This window comes from Pedobacter petrophilus, from assembly GCF_009674725.1.
Lineage (GTDB): Bacteria > Bacteroidota > Bacteroidia > Sphingobacteriales > Sphingobacteriaceae > Pedobacter > Pedobacter petrophilus.
Window position 1 is genome coordinate 1 of the sequence record NZ_WKKH01000011.1, and the last position, 12,216, is coordinate 12,216.

4 protein-coding genes and 1 CRISPR repeat array are annotated in these 12,216 nt (G+C 33.0%); all 4 genes read right to left on the reverse strand.

Annotated elements, in window-relative coordinates; all coding sequences use genetic code 11:
• Window positions 1-129 precede the first annotated feature (129 nt).
• Window positions 130-5,189: a CRISPR direct-repeat array (repeat unit 46 nt; unit sequence GTTGTGATTTGCTTTCTTTCTTTGAACTACTGATATTTACAACAAC).
• Window positions 5,190-5,302: 113 nt separating this feature from the next.
• Genes cas2 through cas9 form a run of 4 tightly spaced genes read right to left on the reverse strand, consistent with a single transcriptional unit; the run spans window position 5,303 to window position 11,499 of the window.
• A complete protein-coding gene (gene cas2, locus GJU39_RS09050) occupies window positions 5,303-5,608 on the reverse strand; it encodes a CRISPR-associated endonuclease Cas2 (RefSeq protein ID WP_245227750.1) in 306 nt (101 codons plus the stop codon).
• Between the two features lie 27 nt (window positions 5,609-5,635).
• Window positions 5,636-6,664 carry a type II CRISPR-associated endonuclease Cas1 gene (gene cas1 / locus GJU39_RS09055; protein WP_154280470.1) on the reverse strand — a complete coding sequence of 343 codons (1,029 nt, stop codon included), beginning with the start codon at window positions 6,662-6,664 and terminating at the stop codon, window positions 5,636-5,638.
• Between the two features lie 40 nt (window positions 6,665-6,704).
• The gene (locus GJU39_RS09060; protein ID WP_154280471.1) at window positions 6,705-7,163 is read right to left on the reverse strand and encodes a DUF6155 family protein; all 459 of its coding nucleotides are present in this window, start codon (window positions 7,161-7,163) and stop codon (window positions 6,705-6,707) included.
• A 4-nt stretch (window positions 7,164-7,167) separates the two neighbouring features.
• Entirely contained in the window at window positions 7,168-11,499 is a 4,332-nt protein-coding gene (cas9, locus tag GJU39_RS09065; protein WP_154280472.1) for a type II CRISPR RNA-guided endonuclease Cas9, read from the reverse strand.
• Between the last annotated feature and the right edge of the window lie 717 nt (window positions 11,500-12,216).

Consider the following 12,216-nt stretch of genomic DNA (forward strand, 5'->3'; position numbering starts at 1 on the left):
TAAAAGCTTTAAATGGTTTTACCGTAAACCGGAATTGGAAAACATAATTGGGGGGTCAACATGCTCCAGAATATCCAAACTACTGATATTTACAACAACAGCCCCAATTAAAGAAACCCCTGATAAGTTGTTGTGATTTGCTTTCTTTCTTTGAACTACTGATATTTACAACAACTCAAAAAGGATTGAAGTAATTTCTCGATACGTTGTGATTTGCTTTCTTTCTTTGAACTACTGATATTTACAACAACGATACCGTAACGGACGAACCGCAAACGCTTGTTGTGATTTGCTTTCTTTCTTTGAACTACTGATATTTACAACAACTTGCTGACGGTATTTTATATGTAATTGATTGTTGTGATTTGCTTTCTTTCTTTGAACTACTGATATTTACAACAACCCAAATATTAACATTATTTGCTTTAAGATAGTTGTGATTTGCTTTCTTTCTTTGAACTACTGATATTTACAACAACCTTTGGGATGAAGATTATGAGGTGTTCTTGGTTGTGATTTGCTTTCTTTCTTTGAACTACTGATATTTACAACAACATCAGGGAAATGATCCCAAAGGTTGGAAGTGTTGTGATTTGCTTTCTTTCTTTGAACTACTGATATTTACAACAACTAAAACACGAAACTTATTTTGTCCAAATCCGTTGTGATTTGCTTTCTTTCTTTGAACTACTGATATTTACAACAACTTTTCATTATGCTGTTAGTTTTAGTCCATCGTTGTGATTTGCTTTCTTTCTTTGAACTACTGATATTTACAACAACTAAAGGAGGGCATTAAAGATATGTCACTTAGTTGTGATTTGCTTTCTTTCTTTGAACTACTGATATTTACAACAACAAAAAAAGATAGCGTCGATAAGTCGAAAAAGTTGTGATTTGCTTTCTTTCTTTGAACTACTGATATTTACAACAACAAATTGATATACGCGATAACACCATTTCCAGTTGTGATTTGCTTTCTTTCTTTGAACTACTGATATTTACAACAACCTTTGCCATTCAGAACAATAACAGGCTACAGTTGTGATTTGCTTTCTTTCTTTGAACTACTGATATTTACAACAACAAACTTTGGGCCTTATTCAAACCAAGGATTGTTGTGATTTGCTTTCTTTCTTTGAACTACTGATATTTACAACAACGCGACGAAAAAGTGCGCAAGCGCATTCATAGTTGTGATTTGCTTTCTTTCTTTGAACTACTGATATTTACAACAACGGGCGTTACGGAAGAAAACGTGGTCGAACAGTTGTGATTTGCTTTCTTTCTTTGAACTACTGATATTTACAACAACGGTAACTTCCGCGATAGTGTGGGTAACTACGTTGTGATTTGCTTTCTTTCTTTGAACTACTGATATTTACAACAACGCCGACCGCGAAGAAAAACGCTTGGCAAAGGTTGTGATTTGCTTTCTTTCTTTGAACTACTGATATTTACAACAACTCATAAACAATATCAAAGCCAGTTGGCACTGTTGTGATTTGCTTTCTTTCTTTGAACTACTGATATTTACAACAACCCACCGCCAGAAACATCAATAAACTGGCTTGTTGTGATTTGCTTTCTTTCTTTGAACTACTGATATTTACAACAACCGAGCTCGTAGCAAAAGCGATAGCGCACGAGTTGTGATTTGCTTTCTTTCTTTGAACTACTGATATTTACAACAACAACTAAAGATGCTTTATCAATCATGAATAAGTTGTGATTTGCTTTCTTTCTTTGAACTACTGATATTTACAACAACTAGAGAGTTTTGCAACATTAGATCCTTCGTGTTGTGATTTGCTTTCTTTCTTTGAACTACTGATATTTACAACAACATTTAAGAGATTTTGTTAAAGAGCATACTAGTTGTGATTTGCTTTCTTTCTTTGAACTACTGATATTTACAACAACCGCCCTGATAGATCGGCTTTAGCGTTCCTTGTTGTGATTTGCTTTCTTTCTTTGAACTACTGATATTTACAACAACACTACTTTGAAAAGTATCGCATACATTTTAGTTGTGATTTGCTTTCTTTCTTTGAACTACTGATATTTACAACAACGAGGCTTCTGGTATTGAGAGAGAGTCACAGGTTGTGATTTGCTTTCTTTCTTTGAACTACTGATATTTACAACAACGACTAAAACAAATTTACGGCACTCAATATGTTGTGATTTGCTTTCTTTCTTTGAACTACTGATATTTACAACAACTCCTGGTTATTACCAATGGTTATTGCTTTAGTTGTGATTTGCTTTCTTTCTTTGAACTACTGATATTTACAACAACTATTGGCGCGTTTTTTGTCTTTTCAATTATGTTGTGATTTGCTTTCTTTCTTTGAACTACTGATATTTACAACAACCTCCGTCCAGTATTGCGTCGTTGTCGGCCAGTTGTGATTTGCTTTCTTTCTTTGAACTACTGATATTTACAACAACGTGGTGGAAATGCCAAGCAATCCAAGCGAAGTTGTGATTTGCTTTCTTTCTTTGAACTACTGATATTTACAACAACCATCAGATATCGAATGTGAATCGCTAGCGAGTTGTGATTTGCTTTCTTTCTTTGAACTACTGATATTTACAACAACTATGAAAAATTATTTCAGTCATTACGAAAGGTTGTGATTTGCTTTCTTTCTTTGAACTACTGATATTTACAACAACGGATTAAAGCTAAGGAGCTGCTTCCTATATGTTGTGATTTGCTTTCTTTCTTTGAACTACTGATATTTACAACAACACTAAAGATGCTTTATCAATCATGTATAAGTTGTGATTTGCTTTCTTTCTTTGAACTACTGATATTTACAACAACGAAACAATTAAACAAGATTTATCTGGCATGAGTTGTGATTTGCTTTCTTTCTTTGAACTACTGATATTTACAACAACAACATTGGATTAAAACTAAAATATTCGACCGTTGTGATTTGCTTTCTTTCTTTGAACTACTGATATTTACAACAACAAGAATTCGCTAAGCCTGAAAGCAATACCGGTTGTGATTTGCTTTCTTTCTTTGAACTACTGATATTTACAACAACCCCTTTCCTGCGATATCAACGGTATAATGGGTTGTGATTTGCTTTCTTTCTTTGAACTACTGATATTTACAACAACTATTCGAGGGTATGCTAACCAATATCCGAGTTGTGATTTGCTTTCTTTCTTTGAACTACTGATATTTACAACAACTTAAACGCTCTAACTTATCTGTTAGCGTGAGTTGTGATTTGCTTTCTTTCTTTGAACTACTGATATTTACAACAACACACCGCTGCATGATGTTCATTTCGCAGCAGTTGTGATTTGCTTTCTTTCTTTGAACTACTGATATTTACAACAACAATACGCAAAATATAATGGCATCTACAGGTGTTGTGATTTGCTTTCTTTCTTTGAACTACTGATATTTACAACAACACGCCAACATCGCTAAAGTAGATGCGCTACGTTGTGATTTGCTTTCTTTCTTTGAACTACTGATATTTACAACAACTTAAAACATTGAAAGTGTGCGCCATCTATCGTTGTGATTTGCTTTCTTTCTTTGAACTACTGATATTTACAACAACAAATCAAACCTAGCGTTGTTGTGTAGTCCCGTTGTGATTTGCTTTCTTTCTTTGAACTACTGATATTTACAACAACTGAAAGCAGCAGGTGTTGATGTTGCTGCGTGTTGTGATTTGCTTTCTTTCTTTGAACTACTGATATTTACAACAACTTAATTTTGGGGTTGTTCAACTTTCTTTCTGTTGTGATTTGCTTTCTTTCTTTGAACTACTGATATTTACAACAACCATTTGTAAACGCAGGATCACCATTTAAGCGTTGTGATTTGCTTTCTTTCTTTGAACTACTGATATTTACAACAACAGGTATCATTGTTGTAACAGACAGCCTTGTGTTGTGATTTGCTTTCTTTCTTTGAACTACTGATATTTACAACAACGGACCTTCGGTAATATATTTCCCTTATTACGTTGTGATTTGCTTTCTTTCTTTGAACTACTGATATTTACAACAACCAAAAGGCCGGGCAAAGTTTGGGTTTACTGGTTGTGATTTGCTTTCTTTCTTTGAACTACTGATATTTACAACAACCTCGTGCCGACCAAGAAGCGCAAGTTGCTTGTTGTGATTTGCTTTCTTTCTTTGAACTACTGATATTTACAACAACCAACCCGAAGGGAACAGTTTATCGCTTCAAGTTGTGATTTGCTTTCTTTCTTTGAACTACTGATATTTACAACAACAAGAATTCGCTAAGCCTGAAAGCAATACCGGTTGTGATTTGCTTTCTTTCTTTGAACTACTGATATTTACAACAACCTATCAATGATAGTGGCGCCCCTTCGTTCGGTTGTGATTTGCTTTCTTTCTTTGAACTACTGATATTTACAACAACGGACCTTCGGTAATATATTTCCCTTATTACGTTGTGATTTGCTTTCTTTCTTTGAACTACTGATATTTACAACAACATTTTTAACTAAATTTAAAGCAGACCTGGTGTTGTGATTTGCTTTCTTTCTTTGAACTACTGATATTTACAACAACATGGAAGCGTAATTTTTGAGGATGCATTCCGTTGTGATTTGCTTTCTTTCTTTGAACTACTGATATTTACAACAACAAGCGTAAGCGTAGCGTCTTCTAATTCGTCGTTGTGATTTGCTTTCTTTCTTTGAACTACTGATATTTACAACAACTAATTACTTAGCTTGACGCGCTAACTTCGCGTTGTGATTTGCTTTCTTTCTTTGAACTACTGATATTTACAACAACTTTTTGAAGACGACGACGTAAGTACGAATAGTTGTGATTTGCTTTCTTTCTTTGAACTACTGATATTTACAACAACACGGGGCTATGGGCTAAGGTGGAAGCGGCGGTTGTGATTTGCTTTCTTTCTTTGAACTACTGATATTTACAACAACTGGAGTGACTTAATGTATTCATCCCATTCCGTTGTGATTTGCTTTCTTTCTTTGAACTACTGATATTTACAACAACTCACAAAGTGCCTGTTGAAATGCGACATGTGTTGTGATTTGCTTTCTTTCTTTGAACTACTGATATTTACAACAACATCACCTGTTGTCCATTCAGTGAAGAAAGTGTTGTGATTTGCTTTCTTTCTTTGAACTACTGATATTTACAACAACATACCCTAGTTCAATTAACTATCTGTCAGTAGGTTAGTTCAAAAATTAGAATTAAAAAAATCTGGTTGTATTAACAGCCAGATTTTTATTCTAATCTTTATTTTATTTCTATTTCAGAATAACTCGAGCTGTTGAGGCGTATCAGGAAGTTCTTTTTCTTTTTTGCCATAAAATAATTCCATCATACCGAATTGTTTATCGGTAACCGTCATGATGCCGATATGACCTTTTTCTGGAAGTAATTTCTTAACTCTTTTAATGTGAACATCGGCATTTTCCCGGCTGCTGCAATGTCTTAAGTAGATGGAAAATTGAAACATCGCAAAGCCATCCCGCATAATTTCTTTACGAAACCGGCTTGCAATACTTCGTTCCTTTTTTGTCTCCGTAGGGAGATCGAAAAATACTAATACCCACAAAATTCGATATTCATTTAAGCGCATGAATTAAAATGGCAGTTTTTCCTCACCAATGTCTTTATCCTGAACTTCTATGTCTTCAGTATCGAAATTCTGAATCTCACTGGAAAAGTTATAATTGAACGGACGCCTGGTATCAAAGTTTTTCATCAGCGGGTAGTTTATTTTTCTGGTAATTCCTTCATAACACCTCGCTAAAGAGGAGGTGGTACTTTGCAGGCCAACCATCAGCGGACTTGTTCCGCGTTCGAATTGAACATCAACAGTTGCTATGCCGAGCAATTGCATTTTTATCGATGTTCCAAGCTCCAGAAAATTTTCTCCTCTATCGATAATGCCCAATACAATTTGATCTACATAAGGTCTGTAAGGCTCCATAATATCATCTGCCAGGCAATACGCATTATATTTATTTCGATGATGGATCCCCAAAGTTGGGAGTAAACCAGAACAAACCAATCCACGGGCTACAATAGCCCTTAAAATGGCATAACCATAATTCAGTAAGTTATTTGGTGGATCGCCTTCTCGACCGCGGAAAAACTCAATCTTCTTCGGGAAAACATTTTTCCAGTAATATGCTGCTGCCCTGCCTTCGTAATTATCCGGGTCGCCAGATTTAACCGATTTAGCCCAATGAACCATATTCTCACAAGGAATTCCACGATCAGACAATATAGCTGCCTGATTTAATATTTTAGCCTGAGTAGTTTGTTGCCACAATTGCTTTTTTAAAGGCTGAGATGCATTGATTTGATGTCGAAATCTTTCACTTTGAATATCATGTCCATCAATGGGCAGCATCATACCCGTAGGTAAATGGCCGCTGTTACAGGTAATTAAAGCGGCATTATTGTCCAGCAATGCCGCAATACATCCATGAGTAATGGTGATTTGTTGATGATCTAATAATATGATGCCAATATCCTCAATGGGTACTTTCTTTTTAGATTCCTTTTCGCCCAAAATTTTTAGATGGGGGAGATCGATCACCAATTGATCTTGTTGTAAACTGAGGTAAGCTGGATTAGAAAAGTGGAGCGTTCTTTTAATCATAATTATCGGAATATAAACTTAATAATATTCATAAAATGCATCAGCGATATCCTCTGCAAAACCGTAGCCACAAGGAGAGGCCATCTAACAAATCGTGGCGGGCAATAAAATCTAAAGCTGCTTTATAATTATTGTAGGTAGAATTATAAAACTGCTCAGAAAAATCACCATAGCGATGGGTGAGTTCGCAAGCGCTTTCTGGTAGATATAGCATCACATCTGTCAAAGATTCTGGTGAGGGTTGCAGGTTTTTAAAATCAGAAATAGCCCGTTTTGCAACCGAAAACTTTTCTGTACTTCGCATCGGATTTTCTACGTTGAATTCTTTACGGATTAATTTTTTGTATTTATCTACTAATTCTTTCTCATTTTTTGGGTTAAGATAGAACTTGTAAAATTCTTTTACTGAGCTATTTTTGTCATACAGATCAATGATATGTTCTATCAATTGGCCTTTAGTTAATTTTGAAAGTTCTTTTTTAAGGGATGGTTTTGACATAAATTTAATATTTTGAAATATTTCCTAAACGATCAAAGTTAATTTTAAAACAAAATTCTTTGATTGAACGCCCATCAAGATTCTGATAACAATCTTGTGTTCCAAATTCGTTCTTTTTTGAAATTACATCTGCAACCGTATGCTTTAAAAAGTATATTTCTTTTCCGCTAAATTTTTGAACAACAAAGATATTTTTACTACGTTCTTCAATATTTTTCCAATAAGACTCATAAAAAGGACTGGATTCGTCAAAAATAACTTCCTCGTCAACATTTGGAAGATAAACCAAATCTCCTTGTTTTAATGTGAACAGCAATTTTGCGTTGTTTCTTTCTCTAAAATATTTTTTAAACAAAGCTTCTTTATCAAAACTTTTCTTGTCTTCAGAAATATTAAATTCTGTTTTTAAATGGTTGGCTGCATCAAAAAAAGTAATCAAATCGTAGTGACGTTTCTTCTCGTCTTCTTTTGTCTTTTTATTTACAACTTCTTTTTCCATTATTGCAAAGAGATAATTGTCCCCTGTTTTCACATATAGCGAATCGTTGAAAGATTTTTTTCTGTCTAATTTCTGTAAGGAAATATCATCATCCTCGCTTTCGGTTTTCTTTTTTGATTTTGATGGATCTTTATAATAAATCTTTATTGTTGAAATAGGGGGATGAGGTTTTAGATTACCTTTTTCATCTACCCTTTCTGATAATTTTTTGTTTAAGTAAAGAATTCCTTCTGCAGAAAAGGCTTCCTTATTATTAAATTGATAATCATCTTGATAATGTCTCAAGACAATTGTTTTTAAAAAATCATGTGTAATTTTATTTAAATTTCCTAATGTGGCTGATTTTTCTTTGTCAAATAATTCAGATAACTGAATACGTTTAGTTTCTTTACCATTACTTAATCCATAATTTTTTGCTTCGTGCAATTGTCCTCTCAATTTTATTTGTCTATTTCCTGTTTTGTCATATTGCAAAAGAAGTTTATCTTTCGGTTTATGAGAAACTACAATTTCTTTGATTTTTTGTTCTGCGTCTTCTGGGAAGCCGTTCCAAGGCATTTCAATCGTTCTGAATTTTTCTAATTGATTAAATATTTTTTTTCTTTTTTCTTCATCCAAGTTTAATACTTCATCTAATAATTCAGCATTACTACCTTTGAATCCCGGCAAAAATTCTTCTTTATGTTTTTCTAACCATTCTTTCAGGACTTGATTTAAATCGTTCAGTCGTTTAATGTGTGCTGGTTGTGTACAGGCAATAATTAAAGCATCGATTGCGTGATGTCTGTGATCGATTCGTTTGCTCCAACCTTTAATAATTAATTTATTGTTTTTCTTTCGGATAAATTCATTTTTGAATTTTTGAATAAAAGTTTGTTCATCTAAAATAGGTTCATTAAAATTTGTTCCTGCTTTTTCATATTCTTTTATCTTAGCTTCAATATCTTTCTTGTAAGATTCGTATTCTATGTTCGCCAATTTGGGCATTATCGTTTCATACCTTTCTTTTAACAGAACTTTAAATTTATCAGTTAAACCCCAATGATTTCTCAAATAATCTGTAACACCGCCTGTTGTCGTTTTTACGTTTTCATTTCCTACAATTTTGTGAAGTTCTTCGCGAATTCTAATTGAAATATATTGAGTATCTTTTATCTGCCTTTGGATAGGATCTTCTGGTATGGATGTTGCTAATAAGTTCTTTCGTTTTTTGTTGAAAAAATACTTATTTGTGTGATCTATGAATTGATCTTTTGTGAAAATAGTATAATTGACAGAACCCGATTCAAAATATTCCATTGCGGTTCTGTTTCCTTTTTCATTATTTATAGATTTTTCACAAATTACTTTATTAGAAAATGAATCATCAAAATATCTTGATTGAGGAATGATATGGTCAATATCGTATCTCTCACGATTAAATAATTCAGACAAAGGAATGGGCTGACCAGTATAAGGCGAAATATGCCCTTGAGATTCCCAAAGCTTTATTTTTTCTACTTCTGATTTGGAAGGATCACTGTAATTTTTGATATAAGTTTCCTGTAGGTTTTCTTGCGAAATCCAAATTTTATATTTTTCAATATTTGCAATTGAGATTTCCTGTTTAAGTTCTATTAGCCGGCTTCTTATCTCTGAATTTAGTTTTTGGCTTTTCAGATTGGCAGAATACATTTTCCCTCTTTCAATAGCATTATTTTTCAGTTCCCTTGCTAGTTCCACTCTTATTTCATCCGGTTTAAAACCATATTTTCGCCAAATATCTCTTACTATAATTAATGCTTCATTAATTATTTGCTCAGCTAAAGGATTTCTTAGTTCGCCTTGCTTTAACCTTGAAACCTGAGTATATTCTTTTAATAATTCATCTTTGGAGTATTCTTTTGAGGTATGCTTATCGTACACAAGAATAGTAGCAATTGCATTTACAATCCCTCCTTCTGATAAAATATCCTGATTTTTATCCAAAAACTCTTGCGCTGATTTTTCAAAAGGGTCATCAACATTCTCATTTAAAAGTTTAATAATTTTCTGATTTAGAGTTTCTGAAAATTGATTATCAAAAAATTTCCCAGCTCTTACTAAAGGCAAAATCTTTTCAATGGCTTTTAAGCTTAGCTTTGAGTAGTTTCTTCCGAATTTAATTTTAGAAATTTTTACTGCGGTTGTTTCTTTATTTTCTAAATGAGGAGAATACTTATTTAGAAAATCTAATATTTTAGAAGTTCTGTCGCTTGTAAGTTCATATTCATTTCCTTTTCCATTGTAAAGAATATCCCATAAATGAATTTGCTTTTCTCTATTGTCCAAATCAAATTCATTCCATAAACTGCCTAAAGATTTCTGCAAAATATTCTTTGTATCATTTCCCTTTAATTTGTCTTTTGCATTCATTCCGTTCAGGAAATCCACATTATCCCTTAAATTAAATTCTTTTTTAAGTTTTGTGAGAATGGGACCAAAAGAAACTTCTTTTTTATTTTGTAATTCTTCATAAAGCCATTCTTTGAGCTGAATAGGAATAGGTCGATCAATATATTTATATCTTATCTCGCCTTTTCTGTTAACTCCATTTTCGGTTTTTGTATTGATGGCCAGTTTATTGATTTGCTCCCAAATTTTAAATTCCTGAAAAACAGGATGACTTTTCGCAACTACTTTCTCATTGGGTTCATAACGACAGTTAGAAATTAAATCTGACTGATCCTTTAATTCCCTTTGGTAAAAAACAACTTGATTCTTGATGATATATTTCAATCCTTTTTCCAAACCAGTTTGCCTTAATTTTTCCTGACTTTCCTTCTTTCCTGGAAAAATAAAATTCAAAATCTTCAGTAGCTTATTTTCATCTAAATTATCAAGAAACGGATAATGCTTCGATTGTTCTTTCCAAATAGCTTCAAATTCAGCCTCATATCGTGAACGCAGGATCACGTTATTACGGATTTTTGCCCATTTATTTTCTTTTAAAATATCTAATAAGAATTCAGAAATAAAATACTCCTTTCCGATTTCTTTTGGATTTTCAGTGAGCTGTTTTTCAATATTTTCCATTTCTTTCCTCCAACTGGTTTTGTTAGGAAGCTTGAAAGTAATAGTGTCTCCTGATTTTGCTCGGCGAATATTGATTTGTAATTCCAAAGAATCATTTTCTTTTAAACTTTCTAAAAAAGTTTCTCCTTCAATAATTCCTTCTTCTGTCTCGATGCTAATTTTTCTTTTATTAAGTTTTTTACCTTTAAATACAATTTCTTCTGGTAAACCAATACTCAGAATCTTTGAAAAAGTAATATAGCTTTCATTTGTTTTCTCTTTTTCATCATTTTCTTCGTCATTGTTATCTTCTTTTTCTGGTTCAGCATTTCCTCCAGAATAACCTCTTAATTGATTAAATTTATAGATGATTTTACCGAACTCATCCAATTCAATCTTTTCAGATAAAGCTTTTACTCGAAGTTCTACCAAATCAAAAGCTGTCAGTTGTTTTTGATTTTTAGAAATTGGCAGAATAGAAATTTTATCTATTTTATTTGGATCAGAAAATTCAGCCACCAACTTAATTTGATTAGGAAGCATTTCAAGCCTTTGTAAAATATAAATGAGTTTATTTCTACGTTGCTTATATCTCTTATTAAGTTTTCTTGTTCCTCTTGCTATTCTTCTATTAGCATTTTTAGTTTGTGCCAGACCTTGTTCAAACTTGCTTAATTCAGCTCCCATAGGTATCACTCGACTTCCCATTCCAAGAATATTTCCAGTTTTATTTTCGAAATTTTGTTGCACTAACGCCCAACCAATACTATTTGTCCCTAAATCAAGTCCTAATATTTTTTTCATCGCAATTTAGATTTTCCTAAAAATAGAAAATAAAAATTTACATCGTTTACGGTTTCCCGTATCCCGAATTAAAAAATTAATTATACCTTTGACTTGAAAGCAAATCACAATAAGGATTATTCCGTTGTGAAAACATTTAAGGCGGGGCAACTCGCCTTTTTTTATTTCCAAACTATTTAATCCAAACCAAAAACTTGTATTCTTATTCATTTAACACTATTTCAAGCAATTAAAAAGTCAGACAATAAACAAGCTAGTTTACTTGAGGTACTACTGGGGGGCATTTGAGCCTTAAGGCATGATAGTGGCATTTTAAGGCATCATTAAAAATAGGACAAAAACTCAGGTACTGATAAAATCAGCAAAAGCATAGATGAATGTTCTGATTTTCGTTTCTAGTAGGCAGAAGAGAAATAAGGTCGGTTTCACCCCTTAATTTTCAATGCAAAGAATATCAGGTTATCCCCGGGTTCTATTGGGGTTCCATTGGAGTCCTAAGGCATGATAGTCGCATTTTAAGGCATCTTTAAAAATAGGACAAGCAGCTGGGTTGTTAAAAAAGTCAGTTAGGCAAAATTATGTTTACCATTTGTAGTTATCCTTTTCATCCAGAGTTGACTTATCTATTATTTGAAAACCTAACCATAAATAGCATTCTAGACTATTTACATCCAAACCACAATATCTTTTAAAATTCAAGTAAGTTTTCTTATCTTT

Coding starts and splice junctions, on each gene's coding strand:
- cas1 (WP_154280470.1), bottom strand. CDS start 6,664: ATGATTAAAAGAACGCTCCACTTTTCTAATCCAGCTTACCTCAGTTTA.
- GJU39_RS09060 (WP_154280471.1), bottom strand. CDS start 7,163: ATGTCAAAACCATCCCTTAAAAAAGAACTTTCAAAATTAACTAAAGGC.
- cas9 (WP_154280472.1), bottom strand. CDS start 11,499: ATGAAAAAAATATTAGGACTTGATTTAGGGACAAATAGTATTGGTTGG.